Genomic DNA, 16,425 nt, shown 5'->3' on the forward strand with positions numbered 1-16,425 from the left:
CTGGAATAACGAAGGGAGTCAGAGCGGTGTCTCGTAGCATGGCAGCGGGGACGCCCAGCGACGACGCGCACGGCGCGACGGTACTGTCGAGCATCCACGACGTCGGCCGGAACCAGTGGAACAACCTCGTGACCCAGTCCGACCGCGGGAGCCTCTTCCACCGCCACGAGTGGCTCGCGGCGGTCGAAGCGGGCATGGACCACGCGCCCCGTCACGCGCTCGTCACGAAGGACTCGAACCCCGTGGCGCTCGCACCGGCGTTCGCGACCGGTCTCGACCTCCCCCACGAGGCAGCCGACGCCGTCGTCGACGCGCTGGACGTCACGGTGCTGCTGTCGGGCGAACCCGGGTACGGCGGCCCGGTCGTCTCCTCGAACGAGGCGGTGAACGTCGACCGCCTCTTCGACGCGCTGGAGGCCGCCTGCCACGACCGCGTGCTCTACCACCGCATCGCCACCCACGACCTCGGGAACGTCCGCTACGGCCAGTACCTCTCCGCGCGCGGCTACGACCTCTCCGCAGAAGTCGCGTTGCTCGTCCTCGACATCGACCGGTCGTGGGACGCGGTTCTCGCCGGCATGGACAAGGAGCGACGGAAGGCCGTCAGGGACGCCCGAGACCAGGACTACGAGGTCGAAGTCCGTCGCCTCGGCGACGACCTCGACCGGACCTACGAGGCCTACGAGCGGAACATGGCGCGCGTCGGCGGGAACGCGCTCCCGGAGTCGTTTCTCGCGGCCGTCGCCGACGAGCTCGGCGACCGCGTGCGGGTGTTCACCGCCGTCGTCGACGGCGAGCCGGTCGGCCGGTACGTCCACTTGCTCGACACCGAGCAGTCCGTGCTCGTCCACTGGCTGTCGGCCATCCCCGACGAGGCCTGCTACGAGTCGATGCCGTCCGAACTGCTGCACGCCGCGGCCATCGAGTGGGGTATCGCGGCGGGGTTCGATGCGTACAGCTTCGACAAGACCGGCGCGCACTTCGACAACTCCATCTTCCGCTTCAAGTCGAAGTACGGTGCCGACGCGGTGCCACTGTTGCACTGGGAGAAGGGCCAGAGCGCCGTCGTGTGGCCGCTGTTCGAGGCCGCACGCGACCGGTACCGCGCTCGCGCGCTCCGGGACGCGTGACGCGGGCTCGCGTGGCTTCGACATGAGTGACGCCGCACAGCGCCGTGCCGACGCGCCGACACTCGTTGCGTCGGCCGGCGAGGACGCCAGCGACCGCCGGGTCGACGTCGGAGTGCTCGTCGCGCACGCGCCCGGCACCGACCCGGACCGCCTCGAATCGTTCGCGCACCGGGCCTGCGGAGACGCCGTGGCCGAACTCGCGTCGGCGACCGACGTCGCCTGGCGGTGCCACATGGAGCCCGCCAGCCGGCTCGCAGACCACAGTCGCCGTCGCCCCTCGGAGTTCCTCGACCGCGCCACCCAGCGGATGGTCGAGGGTCCCTACGACCTCGTCGTCGTCGTGACGGACGTCGCACTCGTCTCCAGCAGGGAGCGCGTCGTCCCCGGGCTGGCGTCCCCGCTCGCGCGGGTCGCCGTCGTCTCCACGCGCCACCTCCGCAGCGCGCCGCGCGGGGACCCACGCCGGTCGCTGGACGACGCGGCCGTGCGCTGGAACGCCGCGACGCTGCTCGTCCACCTTGTGGGCCATCTGCTCGGCGCGCGACACGGCGACGGCGGCGCGATGGAACCGTTCGACTTCGACCCCGACCGGCGGTCTGTCCCGCGGTTCGACGCCGACGTGGCCCGCGACCTCCACCGGGTCGCCGACGAGATTCCCGCCGACGAGGCCGAACCCTGGGGTCGCCTCGGCCGGCTGGCGTTCCACGCTGCGAGCGCCGCCGGGAATCCCGGTCGTGTGCTGCGCGCGCTCGTTGACAGCCGCGCGCCGCTGCTGCCGCTGTCGCTGCCGAAGCTGTCGACGGCCGCGCTCGCGCCGACGCTCGTCATCGTCTTCAGCGCCGAGTCCTGGGACGTCGGCTTCCACATGGGGAACGCGACGGCGGCGCTGTTCGCCGTCGCGAGCGTCCTCGCTGCCGCGCTCTACCTCCTGTTCTCGCAGAATCTCTCCTTCCCCCGGAAGCGCCACCGGGTCGTCACCGAGCACACCGCGCTGGTGAACGTCACGGTGTTTCTCGTGCTCGTGTTCGCGATGGTCGGGCTGTTCGCGCTCGTCGGGACCGTCATGCTCGTCATCGAGCTGGCCGTGTTCCCGCCGAACCTGATGTCGAACTGGCCGAGCCTCGAAGAGCCCACCGTCGGCGTCGTCGACCTGGTGCGCACCGCCGCGTTCATCAGCACCGTCGGCGTGCTGTCGGGCGCGCTCGCCGGCGGTCTGGAAGACCCGGCCATCGTCGGCCACCTCGCGCTGTTCGCGCGGCGGCCGTGAGTGTCAGTCCTCGACTGCGTGCCGACCGGACCGACGTGACTACCGAATCTCTTCGAGGGTCTCCTCGTCGTAGTCGCCGGTCAGCCGCACGTCGTCGTCGGTGATGGCGGCGATGCGGTCGGACGCCAGCGGGAGGTCGTCGTCGTCGCGGTCGCCCCAGCCGAGTTTCGCCATGATCTTCTCCGTCATGCCGGGGTGGGGGTCGACGTAGACGGTGTCGCCCTCCACCTCGGTGACCATCCCGATCTGGTCGCCGGTGGCGACGACGACGGGCTTCCCGACGTCGTCGTCCTGGGGCTCCAGCCGGACGTCCACGTCGTCGCTCCCGATGTGGTCGGTGTCCGTCGCGCCGGCGGCGCTCGCGCCAGCCCCCGCTGGTTCGCCCGCGGTCGTCGTCTGTTCGGTCTCGCCGACTGCCCCCATCGCGCCGTCGCGCTCGGCGAGCCCGCTGTGCATCACCGTCTCGTCGAGGGTCTCCCGGGAGCGCAGTTCGCCCGCGACGACGTCCGTCGCGAGCTCCCACTGCTCGGCGACCTCCTTCTGGACGGTGCGGTGGGAGGTCAGCGAGGTCGTGATGCGGTCGTTCTCCGTGAACTCGCTGTCGATGTCGTAGGTCTCGGTGTCGACGACCTCGGTGTCCTCGTCGTGGTCGAGGTCGATGGTCCGGAGCAGCTGGTCGTGGACGGCGTCGACGTCGACCTGCGTCTCGATGTCCTTGCTGTCGACCGTCTCGGACTCCGCGACGTCCACGTCGGTGATTCGCGTCTCGACCGTGTAGCGCTCCCGTTCGTCGATGGTCACCCGCCAGCGCTCGTCGACCTCGACCGTGACGTCGTACGGCGACTGGTCGTACTCCTCGCGCTGCCCGGTCGCCACCTCGTCGTCGGCGAGCACGAACCGGTCGGTGTCGACCCAGTCGTCCCGGTCGACGACGCCCGTGTCGCTCTCGACGCTGCAGGACCGGCAGTCGCGGTCGAGCAGTTCCACGTCGGTCACGTGGCGGTCCACGACGTCCTGGTCGACAATCTCGCTCTCCAGGGTCGTCTCCTCGACGACGGTCTCGGTCACGACCGTCGTCTCGGTGACGGTCCCCTCGATGGTCTCGCCTTCGAGGAGCCGGTTCTCTATCTGGTCGCGGTCGTGGGCTTCCTCGAACTCGGCGCGGTCCAGGGCGTCCGTCCGGTTCGATATCTCGAACGGCTGCCGGTCGCTGGTCTCACCGTGGTACATGACGACCTGGTCGTTGTCGTCGACGTAGTGGTGGAAGGCGTCCCAGTCGATGCGCTCCTGGTCGGGCGTCGTCTCGTTCTCGGGGACGAGTTCGACCCGACCCGCCTCCCGGACTGGTACCGCGTCGTGGCTCTCCGCCCATCGCTCTACGTCGTCTCGGTCTGTCGTGAACTCCGAACGCGCCATGGCAGAGACAACGCCGGGAAGGCGACTAAACGGGGTGCTTGCACCCTCCGGGTGTATAACCAGTCCCGGCGGTGTCGTCGTCTGCCCGACGACGCGTCGCGGTCGGAACGCGTGGCGATTACGCGAGGCCGGCGACCAGTCCGTCGAGGTGGTCGACGCCGACCACCGCGACCACGTCGCCGCGCTCGCGGAGCGCCGCGAGCCGGTCGGCCATGTGTCTCTCCCGGGTCTCGTCTCGGACCCGTACCGGGTCGGCCTTCCCGAACGCGCCGAGGACGGCCCGCGCCTGCCGAATCTGGCGCTGTTCGTCGTCGGCCTGTCGCTCGGGCGCGTCCTCGCTGTCGACGTCGTGTTCGACGGGCGCGTCGACGGCGAGCCCGGCGGCGGTCGGAGCGCCGAGCAGCGCCGCGGCCCTGCACGCCACCGCGTGCGCGCTCACCGACAGGACGGCTCGCAGGACGGTCCGAACCGTCGACAGCGACGGGTCGCTCCGGCGGAGCGTCCGGGCGAGCCGAGCCAGGAACCCCAGGGAGGGGCCGTCGATGCCGACGACGTCGGCCGCGTCGACCGCCCGGACGCCGACGCTCATCTCCTCGCCGGACGCGGACACGCCGCCGTCGTCGGCGTACCGCTCGAACAGCGGCACCGCCAGCGGCGGCAACTCCAGCGCCAGCACGTCGGGGTCGGTCGCTTCGACGACGGTGCGCACGCGGTGTGCGCTGGCCGGGTGGTCGTGGACCACGCCGGCGAGAACGACGTCGCCGGTGCCGCCGCTACCGGGGAGTTGTCGGACGTGTCGCCCGCGCGTTCTCGGGTCGTCGGTGCCGAACATTGTGGCGGTCCCGCCGGCGCGGCCGGCGAGTAGGACGCAGTTTCGCACGTGGCCGAAGCGGGTAGGACTACATTAATCGCTCGCCGCGCGTCACGCCGCCGACAGGAACAGGGGTCGCGGTCGGTCGGTCAGGCGGACGCTGTCGGCCCGAACTCTTCGGCGAGTACGTCGATGGTCGCCCGCAGCATCCCGATGAGGACCGGGCCGAAGAAGATGCCCATGACGCCGACGACGTAGATACCACCGAGGACGCCGACGATGATGACCGCGGGGTTGACTTTGGCGTACCGGTCGACCACGATGGGGCGGAGGTAGTCGTCGGAGACGCCGACGACGACGGTCCCCCAGACGACCAGGCCGGCGGCGGCCGCGGTGTCTCCGGTGGCAAACAGGTAGATGGCGGCCGGCCCCCAAACGAGGAACGAGCCGACGACCGGCAGCAGAGAGAGCACGGTCATCACGACCGTCCAGAACGTCGCGTTCGGGATGCCGGTCGCGAACAGCGCGATGCCGGCGAGCAGCCCCTGAACGACGGCGACGAAGACGTGACCGACGAGCACTGCTTTCAGGATGCGGTCGAGTTCTCTTGCCAGCCTGTCGTGTGCGGTGTCCGGGAGCGGGGCGCGCGTGCGCACCCACGAGAGGAAATCCTCGCGGTCCTTCAGGAAGTAGAACAGCAGAAACAGCGTCAGCCCGAGCCCGATGAGCGCGTGCGTGAGGACGCCGAAGACGGAGACGACGCTCCCGACTTCGATGCCGCCGACCGCCGCCTGCAGCTGGCTCCCGATGTCGACGCTCACGCCCGTCGCCGCCCGAATCTGGGCTTCGACGCCCGCGAACGACACGTCGCCCGCGCTGGCCGCGCGGTAGAGGTCGACGGCGTCGGCGGCCGCCGCCCGCACGACGTACAGCAGCGGCAACACGACGGTGACGGACGCCACGACGACGATGGTGGTGGCGGCGACCGTCGGCCGCAGCCGGCGCTCCAGGCGTTCCTGGATGGGCAGGAAGACGACCGTGAGCAGCACGGCCAGCAGGAAGAAATCGAGGAACGGGAGCACGAACGCGACGGCGAGCGCGAGCAACACGGCGGCGACTGCCAGCAGGAGGGCGCGGGCGCTGTCCATACGGGGGCGACGACGGCCACGACGTAGTACTGTCGGAAGAACGCAACGTCGACCGGACGCGCCTGCGGTCGGACCGCCCTACCGAGCGACCCGAAGTAGCGCGCACGAGCCGGGGCGACCGAACGGCGGGTGTCGGCGCTACCGCCGCCCTCCGGAGCGGGTGTCGAGCGTCGCTACACGTCCGACGCGCCGCTGTCGGTGACGTCCTCGCTGTCGGCGTCGTCCACCCGTTCGAGGTCGCGTCCCTCGCTGTACTCGTCGCCGGTGTCCGCCGGCCCGGTGAGTTCGCTGTAGAGCACTTCGCGGGCCTCCGCCGGGGTCTCGAAGCGCTCGTCGACCAGCCGGTCGAAGACGCTGCCGAGGCTCTCCGTCTCGTTCGGGAGGTCGATGGCTTCGTCCGCGTACTCGACGGCGAGCTCCTCGCTCGTGGTCGGGTACTTGTCCTCGTCGAGCAGGCCGTCAACCCCGTTCAGGATGTCTTCGACGTGCTCGCTGCGCTCGTGCTGGCGCTCTCTGGCGTTGTCTTGCACGCTGCCGATGTCGGTGTCGTCCTCGGGCATAGCCTGTAGCCGTTCGGCCTACAACCCGAAAAGGCCTGTTGCGGCCGCGAGAGCCGCTAGAGAGCCTCATCTCTCGATTTCACTTGAACGGCCTGCGAGTGCAGGCGGAGTAACGGCACAAATGTCGTTATAGGGGTTCAGACGGGCTAACGCGCCCGTTACTTATCTGTGTCACCGACGAACGTCCACGCATGGACCTCCGAGAGCCGACGGCCGACGACGCGGAACGCATCGCGGACGTCGTGGAGAGTTCGATGACCGCGTCGCACAGCCTCAGCCCCCAGCAGATAGACCGCATCGTCGACAGCGAGTTCGGCGGCGACGCGGTGTCGGAGAAACTGGACGGCGAGACGACGCTCGTGCGCGTCGCGGAGCGCGGCGAGAACATCGAAGGGGAGGCGGTCGTCGGCTACGTCGAGGGCGTCGTCGACGGCGACACCGGCGAACTGTCGTGGCTGTTCGTCGACCCCGAGCACCGCGGGCGGGGCGTCGGGACGGCGCTGTTCGAGTCGATGCGCGAGGCGCTGCGGGACGCCGGCGCGTCGACGCTCCGGGCGACCGTCCTCGACGCGAACACGGAGGGCGGCCAGTTCTTCGAACGCTTCGGTCTGGAGCACGCCGAGGAGCGCGACCTCTCGGTCGGCGACGAGTCGCTCGTCGAGGTCGTGTTCGCCGACCCGTCGACGGTCGACGCCGGCGACGACGAACAGCCCGGCGACGCGGGCGGCGACGACCTCCCCGGCACGGAGACCGAGGACGGGACGACGACGGCCACCACCGAGGACGGCCAGTCGGTGGTCGTCGCGCGCGACGAACGCGAGTCCGGGACCGACGCGCCGTTCTTCGTCGTGTACACGGACGACAGCCGCGAGGACCGCTACGGCTACTACTGCGCGAACTGCGGGTCGCTGGACGTCACGATGGACGACACCGAGCGCCTGGAGTGCCCGGACTGCGGGAACGACCACGCCGAGCGGTCAAGCGACGCCTACGACGACTCGTACCTCTGAGGGCGGCGGCCGCCACACCGGCGCTGGCCCGAACAGTCAATACAGACTGGTTCCTCTCTAGGAACCATCACAGACCGTGGGAACTGAGATGGATGCAAGGGACCAGTGCTGGTCGACAGCGCCAGCGACAGACGTACTCGACAGTATCGACGAACCGCTGTTCGCGGTCGACGGCGACGGCAGAGTGGTGTTCGTCAATGAACCCGCAGCGGCGCTCCTCGGCCGGGACGGCGCGTCGCTGGTCGGCGAATCGGCGTGGGGCGTGCTGCGCGAGCGATTCGACGCCAGCGCCCCCGACGCGCTCGAACGGGCGATGGCGGACGGAGCGGACGTCTCGTTCGAGACGTACGCCGAACCGCGGGAGGCGTGGTTCCGCGTCCGCGCGTTCCCGTTCCGGGACGGACTCACCGTGCGGCTGAACGAGGCCCCCGAGCAGCCGGTGGACGGGCTCTCTGACGCCGTGGACGCGGCCGACGACGGCATCGCCGTGCTCGACGACGGGCAGTTCGTCTACGTGAACCGGGCCTACGCGGACACGTTCGGCTTCGCGGCCGACGAACTGCTTGGCAGCGACTGGCGGCGGCTGTACGAGGGCGACGCGGTCGAACGCCTCGAGGAGACCGTCCTCCCGGCCATCGAGCGGGACGGCCAGTGGCGGGGAGTGGCGGTCGGAACAAAGCGGGACGGCAGCAGCGTCGAGCACGAGGTCACGCTTTCGCGGGTCGAGGGCGACCGGCTGGTCTGCACGAGCCGCGACGTCACCGAGCGGAAACGCCGCGAACGCCAGCTTGAACGCCAGCGCACGCGGCTCCGCGTCCTGTTCGACAACTCGCCCGACGGCATCGTCATCCACGACGCCGAGGGGGCGGTGCTCGACGCGAACCAGACCGAATGCGACACGCTCGGCATCGACCGCGAGACCCTGCTCTCGATGAACGTCGCCGAGTTCGAGGTCGGCTACGACCGCGAGGAACTCCAGGCGATGTGGGCGGAGATGGCGGAGGGCGACGTGCTCAAAGTCGAGGGGGAACACCGCCGGGGCGACGGCGAGGTGTTCCCGGTCGAAATCTGGGTCAACAAGGTGACGGTCAACGGGACGGAGCAGTTCATCGCCGTGGACCGCGAGGTGACCGAGCGGGTGGCCCGCGAGCGGGAACTCGAACGCAGCCGAGAGTTCATCGAGACCGCCCAGGAGAGCGCGTCCATCGGCGGCTGGGGGGTGGAGTTCCCGAGCGAGTCGCTGCGCTGGACCGACGAAGTGTACCGCATTCACGGACTGACGCCCGACGCCGACGTCACGCTGGCGGACGCGATCGAGTTCTACCACCCGGACGACCGGGAGACGATTACGGACGCCTTCGAGCGACTGCGGACGGACGGCGAGCCCTACGACGTGCAGCTCCGCATCCGGACGCAGGCCAGCGAGACCCGGTGGGTCCGGGCGGTCGCCGAACCGCAGTTCGACGACGACGGTGCCGTGACTGGTGCCATCGGCATCTTCCAGGACATCACCGACCGGAAAGCCAGCGAGCGCGAACTCCGCGAGACGAAAGAGCGCCTCGACCTCGCCGTCGAGGGCGCGAACCTCGGCATCTGGGACTGGGACGTGGAGACCGACGGAGTCGCGTTCAACGACCGCTGGGCGACGATGCTCGGGCTGTCGCCCGACGAGGTCGACCCCCACCTCGACACGTGGGAGGAGCGAGTCCACCCGGACGACATGGAGCGGGTCGAGGCGGCGCTGACTCCCCACATGGAGGGGGAGACGGAGCTGTACGACTGCGAGCACCGGATGCGGACGACCGACGGCGACTGGAAGTGGATTCGGGACGCCGGGAAGGTCGTCGAGCGCGACGAGGACGGGACTCCGCTGCGGGCCGTCGGCATCCACCTCGACATCGACGAGCGCAAGGAGTACGAGAAGACGCTCGAACAGACCCGCGAGGAGCTCCGCCAAATTATCGACCTAGTTCCCGACCTGCTGTTCGCCAAGGACGAGAACGGCGTCTACCTCCTCGCGAACGAGACGACCGCCGAGGCCTACGGCATGGAGCCGGACGCCGTCGAGGGAAAGACCGAACGCGACATTCTCCCGGACGCCGACGAGTCGACTGACTTCCAGGAGGACGACCGCCGCGTCATGGAGTCCGGCGAACCGCTCGAGATTCCCGAGGAGGAGCTGACGACCGCCGACGGGGAGACCCGCCTCTTCCGCACGACGAAGATTCCCTACACGGTCGCGGGCCGGGACGAAACGGCGGTCCTCGGCTACGCCCGCGACATCACGGACCTCAAAACCTACGAGCGCCAGCTCGAGACCCAGCGGGACAACCTCAACATCCTCAATCAGATCGTTCGCCACGACATCCGGAACAGCCTCAACATCGTGGTCGGCTACGCCGAGTTCCTCGAAGACCACGTCGACGACGACGGCGTCGAGTACCTGGAGCCGGTGGTGAACGCCGCCCGCGAAGCCATCGACATCACGACGTCCGCGCGGGAGGTGACGGAACTGCTGTTGCAGGCAGAGACCGACCTGTCGCGGACGAACCTGCAGCGCGTCCTCCAGCACCGCATCGACGACGTCCAGTCCAGCGACCGCAGCGTCCTGGTCACGACCGACGGGTCGCTGTCGGACACGCCGGTGCTGGCCGACGACATGCTCGGCTCCGTCTTCCGGAACCTCCTCCAGAACGCGATTCTCCACAACGACGCCGACGTCCCCGAAATCCGGCTCTCGACGACGGAGTTCGAGGACTGCGTCCGGGTGTCTATTGCGGACAACGGCGGGGGAATCCCCGACGACCGCAAGGACGTCATCTTCGACGAGGGGGCGCGGGGCATAGACAGCGACGGCACCGGGCTCGGGCTGTACCTCGTGCGGACGCTGGTCAACCGCTACGACGGGGCCGTGTGGGTCGAGGACAACGAGAACGGCGGCGCGACGTTCGTCGTCGAACTCCCGCGCGCAGACAGCGCGACGAGCGCGTGACACGACCCGGTCGATAGCGGCCGATCGGTGCCCACGCCGCTGTCGCTCGCTGTCGCGCTGGAACAGCTACTTGCCGACCCGCTCCGTACCCGCTGCATGGCAACCGCTGTCGTCTGGTTCCGGGACGACCTCCGGGTCACGGACAACGCGACGCTCACAGACGCCGTCGACGCCGCTGACGCGGTCGTTCCGGTGTACGTGTTCGACCCGCGGGACCGCCGCGAGACGCGGTACGGGACGGCGAAGTGCGGCCCGCACCGGACGCAGTTCCGCCGCGAGAGCGTCCGGGACCTCCGCGAGTCGATTCGGGACCGCGGCGGGGAGTTGCTCGTGCGGCGCGGCCGCCCCGAGGAACTCCTCTCGGAGCTGGCTCGGCGAACCGACGCCGACGCCGTCTACGCGCAGACGAAGCCCGCGACCGAGGAGCGAGCGCGAGCGCACGCCGTCGAGGCGGCGCTCCCCGAGGGCGTCAGCTTCGAGCAGCGGTGGACGCACACGCTGTACCACGTCTCGGACCTGCCGACGCCCTGCGACCGAATCGAGGACACGTTCACGCCCTGGCGGCAGACCGTCGAAGGCGACGGCGAAATCCGGGACCTGGTGTCGGCCCCGGAGGCGATTCGGACGCCGGACCTCGACCCCGGCCCGATTCCGACGCAGTCCGACCTGGGCGTCGTCGACCCGCCGACCGACGACCGCGCCGTGTTGCACTTCGAGGGCGGCGAGTCGGCCGGCAAACGCCGGGTCGAAGACTACGTCTGGGACGGCGACCACCTCCGGGAGTACAAGCAGACCCGGAACGGGCTGCTGGGCGCGGACTACTCCTCGAAGGTCTCGCCGTGGCTGGCGGCGGGCTGCCTGTCACCGCGGTGGATTCACGCCGAAGTCCAGCGCTACGAGGCCGACCGGGTCGAAAACGAGGACACGTACTGGCTGGTGTTCGAGTTGCTGTGGCGGGACTTCTTCCAGTTCCAGTTCCAGAAACACGGCGGCGCGTTCTTCACGCCGACCGGCATCCGGGACGTGGACAGACAGTGGGACCGCGACCGCGAGGCGTTCCAGCGGTGGATAGACGGCGAGACCGGGGTGCCGTTCGTCGACGCGAACATGCGGGAACTGACCCAGACGGGGTACGTGTCGAACCGGGGCCGCCAGAACGTCGCCTCCTTCCTCACCGACGCGCTCGGCGTCGACTGGCGGTGGGGCGCGGCCTACTTCGAGGCGCGCCTCGTCGACTACGACGTCGCGTCGAACTGGGGGAACTGGGCGTACCAGGCCGGCGTCGGCAACGACTCCCGGGACGACTTCTTCGACGTGCTCTCGCAGGCCGAGTACTACGACGACGACGCCGAGTACGTGACGACGTGGCTCCCGGAGCTGTCCTCGCTGCCCCCGGAGTACGCACACCGCCCGTGGCGGATGGCTGCCGACGAGCAGGTCGAGTACGGTGTCGAACTGGGCGTCGACTACCCGGAGCCGATGCTAGACATCGAGGCCCGGTACGACGAACTCCGGGACGCGTGACCCTGCTCCGGCCGAGTCAGCGGTAGGCCGCGCGAACGGCCTCCGCGAGCACGTCCGGGTCCCGGTAGTGTTTCGTGACGGGCGGTACGGACTCGTCGAGGTCGAGTTGCTCGTAGACGGCGGTCATCGCCGACCGTACGGAGTACTCGACCGTGAACACCACGTCCCGCGGCTGTTCGGCGTACTGCCCGAGGAACGCCAGATTGTTCGACCCGTCCGGCACGACCTCGGGCCGGTCACCGGGCTCGCGGGGCTGGAAGTGCGCCGTGATGAACGGCATCATCGCCGGGATGCACGTCACGTCGTCGAGTATCTCGGGGAGCCGGTCCTCGCACTGGAGGTGGTAACACAGCTCCTCCAGAATCTCGCGGCCGGTGCACTCGGACATCGGCTTCTCCACGTAGTTCCCCTCCCGGTCCGGGAACAGCGCGTACCCCCAGAACACCTTCACGTCGTCCGGCTGGTTCGCGAAGTGCGGCTGGGCGGCGACGACCGTCGACAGCAGCCAGTTCGACCCGAGGTACGTGACGAGCCCGTTGCCCGGCTCCTCGTTGGTGAAGTCGACGATGTGGTCGAACAGCTCGGTGTTGTGCAGGGTGACGGTGAACGACTCCCACTTCGTCTCCGTGACGTTGTCGGCGAACACCGACGGATTCCCGAACTGCGGATTGTCCTCCGCGATGGACTTCCACAGCTCCCAGGATGCGCCGGTCTCGTTCACGTCGGGTGCCTCGTCCATTCCGCCGATAGACGACCCGTCGGTCATCGAGCCATTTGTCATGAACACGAGGTCCGACGCGTCCACGTCCACCGTCTCGGTCCTGTCGTCTGTCTCGCAGTGGATGCGCTCGACGGTGCGGCCGCTCTGCGCCGGCACGATGTCCATGTCCGTCACCTCGTGGCCGTACTCGAAGTTGACGCCGCGGTCTTCGAGCCACCGCCGCAGCGGGAGAATCATCGAGTCGTACTGGTTGTACTTCGTCCGGTCGATGCCCTCCATGCTGTGCAACTGGGGGAACTCGTGGAGGAAGCGGTACATGTACCGCCGGACTTCCGCGACGCTGTGCCAGGGCTGGAACGCGAAGATGGTCGCCCAGACGTACCAGAAGTTCGTCTCCAGGAACGACTCGTCGAACCACTCCTCGATGCGCGTGTCCCCGAGTTGCTCCTCGGATGTGAGCAGCAACCGGACCAGCGACTGCCGGTGCTGGTCTGTCAGCCCGTACTTCGAGGCGTCGATTCGGTCGCCCTCGTGCATCAGCCGCGTCTTCGCGTGCGAGGGGTTCGCGTCGTTGAACTCGTCCATCACGTCCTTCACCGACCGCGAGTCGTCTTCGAGGGACGGAATCGTCTCGAAGAGGTCCCACGTACACTCGTAGGTCGGGTAGTTGAACATCCGGCCGCCCCGGATGAGGTAGCCCTCGTCCGGGTCGCCGGCACCGTCCATCGCGCCGCCGGTGACGTCGAGTTTCTCGTAGACGTGGATGTTCTCGCCGGGCATGTTCCCGTCGCGGACGAGGAACGCTGCGCCGGCGAGCGAGGCGATGCCGCCACCGACGAAGTGGGCGTGCCGGTCTGCGACGTGGGGTTGCTCGTGGATTGTCATTGTCGGGGCCTCCTCACGTCACGGTACGCTCGTGACACCGATACCCGTTCCCGACATATGTCCAGCAATTTATAACGGGTGTCGTGTTCGGGGATTTCGGCGGGTCGCTGCCAGGTTCGCCGTCATCGCTCGGAGCTGGCGACCGTGTTGTCGACGAGCGTCCGCGTGGCGCGGCGCAGCCGCTCCGAGAGCGCCGACGGCGTCACGTCGAGTTCGCTGGACACGTCTGCGAGGTCCGCCGTCCGGGGCACGTCGAAGTACCCCCGGCGGCGCGCCGCCAGCAGCGCCTCCCGCTGCGGGACGGTGAGTCCGTAGTCGTCACCGCCGTGCTCGGTCTCACACAGCCGGTGCGGGCAAAAGGTGAGGCTACTCGCCTGACAGATGTCTCGGAACGCTTCGAGGTCCGCCCGGTCCGCGAACTGCGTGCTCACTTTCCACCCGTGCGCCGTCACGAGCGCGCCCATCGGGTACGTCTCTCGGTCGACGAGTTCCGCGTACATCTCCACGTAGGCCGTGTCGATGACGGCCCGATACCGCGACTCGACGACGCCCGAGTCCATAGCAGTGAACTCAACGACGCAGTCGTCCCGACGCAAGGCGTCTTCGAGTGCCTCCGGGTCGACGCCGGTCGCGGAGAACACGAGCGCGGGTCGGCCGCTCGTCCCGGAGACGACGTTGTCGACGGTGAGTACTGCGTCGAGCTCGTCGACCGTGTCACACAGCGGCAGGTCCGAGGACTCCAGTTCGAACTCACAGACGAGACCCATGTGGGTCACTCCGAGTACACGGAGGGTAAAACACGGTCGGGTGATTCTCACTGGCCAGTATCGGGATGATACAGTACATTTACTGTGTACTATGGAAACTACGATACCGTTCTTGGTTCGAAATTATATAGTTAGAGAAAGGTTAGTGGTTCCGGCTATCCTTTCCGCAATTGTATGGCTAGCCTAGGGGCGTTCGGCGTGCTGGAAGTGGTTGGGTTGATAGTCGCTGTACTCGGGCTGTTACCGGTCCTGAGTCAGTACAAAGACGAGACAAAGTGGTTCACTGCTGGCTACCTCCTGCTCGTCGTCGGCATGATTGCGACGAATCTCGAAGCCGTGGTACTGCCGGTCGTGTTGAACGTCACGGAACACGTCGTCGGTATCGGGCTCGCTGGCATCACGTTCCTGTTCGCAGCCTACCAGCGGCGACAGGACATCGTCGAACGGCAGACATCGGAGGTCACCGATGGTTGACATCGCGGTCTTCGTAGACACAGTCGTCGCACCCCTCGGTGACGCTGTGGGGGCGCTGAGTTTCGCCGCAGCGGCCACGCTCGGGTACCGGAACTACCGAGACAGTGAGGCGGAAGCCGCTTTCTGGATGGCGTTCAGCTTCGCGTCACTGCTGGGCGTGACGTGGACGATCTCGCTGATGCTGGAGAAAGCCGGCGTCGCCACCGAGATTTTCAACCTCGCAACGGGACCGATCATGACCGCGACGGTCGCTGTGTTCGCAATTGGCGGGACGGCGACACTCGCCATCGTCGAAGACATGCAGACACTCGTCGAGGAGCGAGCGCAGCGCCGGGAGGAAGCCGAAGCGAAACGTCGCGAAGCAGAGCAAGCGCGCGAGGAAGCCGAACAGCAGAAAGCCGAAGCGAAACGGCAGCAAGCCGAAGCCGAAGCAGCCAAAGAGGAGGCCCGCGAGCAGAGCGAGGAGATCCAGCGCCTCGCCGACGACCTCGAAGCACAAGCGATGGAAGTCGGTTCGACGCTCGAAGCAGCCTCGGACGGCGACCTCACGGCGAGAGTCGAGACCACGACGGACAACGAAGAAATCGCCGAGGTGGCCGCAGTTGTCAACGAGATGCTGACCACGATGGAGCGCACAATCGCCGAGATCCAGGGGTTCTCGACGGAAGTCACGACCGCCAGCCAGGAGGCGACGGCCGGCGCGAAAGAGATACAGGACGCGAGCGAAACCGTCAGTCAGTCCGTCCAGGAGATTGCGGCCGGCACCGACGACCAGCGCGAACAACTCGAAGCCGTCGCCGAGGAGATGGACTCCCACTCGGCCACCGTCGAAGAGGTCGCGGCGACCGCACAGAGTGTCGCCGACACCGCCAGCGACACCGCGGACATCTCTGTCGACGGCGAGCAGACAGCCGAAGACGCGATCGAAGCCATCGAATCTGTCCAGAACACGATGGAGACGACCGTGCGGAACGTCGAAGAACTCGACCAGTTGACGACGGAGATCGACGACATCGCGGAGCTCATCAGTGACATCGCAGCGCAGACGAACATGCTCGCGCTGAACGCCAACATCGAAGCGGCGCGGGCCGGATCGGGGAACGGCGGGTCCGGTGACGGCGACGGGTTCGCCGTGGTCGCCGACGAAGTCAAAGACCTCGCGACCGAAACCCAGCGCTCCGCCGAAGACATCGCAGAACTCATCGAGGAAGTCCAGACGCAGACGGAGACGACCGTCGAAGAGATTCGCGTCGCCGAACAGCGCGTCGACGACGGCGCGGCCGCCGTCGAGCAGACGGTCGACGCCTTCGGCGAGGTGACGACGAACGTCAAAGAGACCCGCAACGGTATCCAGGAGATCAGCCAAGCGATGGACGAGCAAGCCGAGCGGTCCGAGCGCGTCGTCGCGAACATCGACGACATCGCCGAAATCAGTCAGGCGACGGCCGACCGCGCGGAGAACGTCTCCGCGGCGTCCGAGGAGCAGACGGCGTCGATTACGGAAGTGACGAGCAGTCTCCAGTCGCTCACCAATCAGGCCGACACGCTCAACGAGCGACTGAACGAGTTCCGTGTCGAGGTCAGCGGGACGGTCCACCAGACCGACGAAGACACGCCACAGGACGGCGCGAACACGGCACCGCGGCGAACTGACTAACCCGACCGGACGCCGCCAGACAGTCCGGCGTCAACAGACGAGGCCGCGAGCCCGACTCCGGAC

13 protein-coding genes are annotated in these 16,425 nt (G+C 68.2%); 7 read left to right on the forward strand and 6 right to left on the reverse strand.

From position 1 onward, the window contains the following. Nucleotides 1–38: 38 nt before the first annotated feature. Entirely contained in the window at nt 39–1,130 is a 1,092-nt protein-coding gene (locus tag BMW35_RS12190; protein ID WP_089669738.1) for a GNAT family N-acetyltransferase, read from the forward strand. A 22-nt stretch (nt 1,131–1,152) separates the two neighbouring features. Beyond that, nucleotides 1,153–2,397 (forward strand): hypothetical protein, encoded by a 1,245-nt coding sequence (locus BMW35_RS12195; protein ID WP_089669741.1) that lies wholly within the window; start codon nt 1,153–1,155, stop codon nt 2,395–2,397. A gap of 39 nt (nt 2,398–2,436) precedes the next feature. Here the strand turns inward: BMW35_RS12195 and BMW35_RS15920 are convergent, their stop codons facing one another. The 4 genes from BMW35_RS15920 to BMW35_RS12215 all read right to left on the reverse strand — a co-directional run bounded on the left by BMW35_RS15920 (nt 2,437) and on the right by BMW35_RS12215 (nt 6,332). After that, on the reverse strand, nt 2,437–3,813 hold the full coding sequence (locus BMW35_RS15920) for a hypothetical protein (protein ID WP_089669744.1): 1,377 nt from the start codon (nt 3,811–3,813) through the stop codon (nt 2,437–2,439). A gap of 118 nt (nt 3,814–3,931) precedes the next feature. Beyond that, complete coding sequence (locus BMW35_RS12205) at nt 3,932–4,693, reverse strand: hypothetical protein (protein ID WP_218138605.1); 762 nt, start codon at nt 4,691–4,693, stop codon at nt 3,932–3,934. Between the two features lie 80 nt (nt 4,694–4,773). Beyond that, entirely contained in the window at nt 4,774–5,772 is a 999-nt protein-coding gene (locus BMW35_RS12210) for an AI-2E family transporter (protein WP_089669746.1), read from the reverse strand. Nucleotides 5,773–5,945: 173 nt separating this feature from the next. Further along, on the reverse strand, nt 5,946–6,332 hold the full coding sequence (locus tag BMW35_RS12215; RefSeq protein WP_089669748.1) for a DUF5789 family protein: 387 nt from the start codon (nt 6,330–6,332) through the stop codon (nt 5,946–5,948). Nucleotides 6,333–6,523: 191 nt separating this feature from the next. Between BMW35_RS12215 and BMW35_RS12220 the strand changes: the two genes are divergently transcribed. From BMW35_RS12220 to BMW35_RS12230, 3 genes are all read left to right on the forward strand, one after another. After that, on the forward strand, nt 6,524–7,342 hold the full coding sequence (locus BMW35_RS12220) for a GNAT family N-acetyltransferase (protein WP_089669750.1): 819 nt from the start codon (nt 6,524–6,526) through the stop codon (nt 7,340–7,342). 88 nt (nt 7,343–7,430) lie between these two features. After that, nucleotides 7,431–10,334 (forward strand): PAS domain S-box protein, encoded by a 2,904-nt coding sequence (locus tag BMW35_RS12225; RefSeq protein WP_089669752.1) that lies wholly within the window; start codon nt 7,431–7,433, stop codon nt 10,332–10,334. A 96-nt stretch (nt 10,335–10,430) separates the two neighbouring features. After that, nucleotides 10,431–11,858 carry a DASH family cryptochrome gene (locus BMW35_RS12230; protein ID WP_089669754.1) on the forward strand — a complete coding sequence of 476 codons (1,428 nt, stop codon included), beginning with the start codon at nt 10,431–10,433 and terminating at the stop codon, nt 11,856–11,858. 16 nt (nt 11,859–11,874) lie between these two features. Here BMW35_RS12230 and BMW35_RS12235 read toward each other — a convergent pair whose 3' ends face one another. Together BMW35_RS12235 and BMW35_RS12240 are read right to left on the reverse strand one after the other, a co-directional pair. After that, nucleotides 11,875–13,464 carry an oleate hydratase gene (locus BMW35_RS12235; RefSeq protein WP_089669756.1) on the reverse strand — a complete coding sequence of 530 codons (1,590 nt, stop codon included), beginning with the start codon at nt 13,462–13,464 and terminating at the stop codon, nt 11,875–11,877. 122 nt (nt 13,465–13,586) lie between these two features. Continuing rightward, complete coding sequence (locus tag BMW35_RS12240) at nt 13,587–14,231, reverse strand: helix-turn-helix domain-containing protein (protein WP_089669758.1); 645 nt, start codon at nt 14,229–14,231, stop codon at nt 13,587–13,589. 174 nt (nt 14,232–14,405) lie between these two features. On the opposite strand from BMW35_RS12240, the gene BMW35_RS12245 reads away from it, so the two are divergent. After that, nucleotides 14,406–14,705 (forward strand): hypothetical protein, encoded by a 300-nt coding sequence (locus tag BMW35_RS12245; protein WP_089669760.1) that lies wholly within the window; start codon nt 14,406–14,408, stop codon nt 14,703–14,705. Next, a complete protein-coding gene (locus BMW35_RS12250; RefSeq protein WP_089669763.1) occupies nt 14,698–16,362 on the forward strand; it encodes a methyl-accepting chemotaxis protein in 1,665 nt (554 codons plus the stop codon). Before BMW35_RS12245 ends, BMW35_RS12250 begins: the two co-directional genes overlap by 8 nt. Nucleotides 16,363–16,425: the final 63 nt, after the last annotated feature.

The organism is Halobacterium jilantaiense, from assembly GCF_900110535.1.
Classification (GTDB): Archaea; Halobacteriota; Halobacteria; order Halobacteriales; family Halobacteriaceae; genus Halobacterium; species Halobacterium jilantaiense.

Excerpts from the sequence above, each read along its gene's own strand:
- BMW35_RS12220 (WP_089669750.1), top strand. The coding sequence starts at position 6,524 with ATGGACCTCCGAGAGCCGACGGCCGACGACGCGGAACGCATCGCGGAC.
- BMW35_RS12210 (WP_089669746.1), bottom strand. The coding sequence starts at position 5,772 with ATGGACAGCGCCCGCGCCCTCCTGCTGGCAGTCGCCGCCGTGTTGCTC.
- BMW35_RS12245 (WP_089669760.1), top strand. The coding sequence starts at position 14,406 with ATGGCTAGCCTAGGGGCGTTCGGCGTGCTGGAAGTGGTTGGGTTGATA.
- BMW35_RS12240 (WP_089669758.1), bottom strand. The coding sequence starts at position 14,231 with ATGGGTCTCGTCTGTGAGTTCGAACTGGAGTCCTCGGACCTGCCGCTG.
- BMW35_RS12230 (WP_089669754.1), top strand. The coding sequence starts at position 10,431 with ATGGCAACCGCTGTCGTCTGGTTCCGGGACGACCTCCGGGTCACGGAC.
- BMW35_RS12235 (WP_089669756.1), bottom strand. The coding sequence starts at position 13,464 with ATGACAATCCACGAGCAACCCCACGTCGCAGACCGGCACGCCCACTTC.
- BMW35_RS15920 (WP_089669744.1), bottom strand. The coding sequence starts at position 3,813 with ATGGCGCGTTCGGAGTTCACGACAGACCGAGACGACGTAGAGCGATGG.
- BMW35_RS12225 (WP_089669752.1), top strand. The coding sequence starts at position 7,431 with ATGGATGCAAGGGACCAGTGCTGGTCGACAGCGCCAGCGACAGACGTA.
- BMW35_RS12195 (WP_089669741.1), top strand. The coding sequence starts at position 1,153 with ATGAGTGACGCCGCACAGCGCCGTGCCGACGCGCCGACACTCGTTGCG.
- BMW35_RS12250 (WP_089669763.1), top strand. The coding sequence starts at position 14,698 with ATGGTTGACATCGCGGTCTTCGTAGACACAGTCGTCGCACCCCTCGGT.
- BMW35_RS12215 (WP_089669748.1), bottom strand. The coding sequence starts at position 6,332 with ATGCCCGAGGACGACACCGACATCGGCAGCGTGCAAGACAACGCCAGA.
- BMW35_RS12190 (WP_089669738.1), top strand. The coding sequence starts at position 39 with ATGGCAGCGGGGACGCCCAGCGACGACGCGCACGGCGCGACGGTACTG.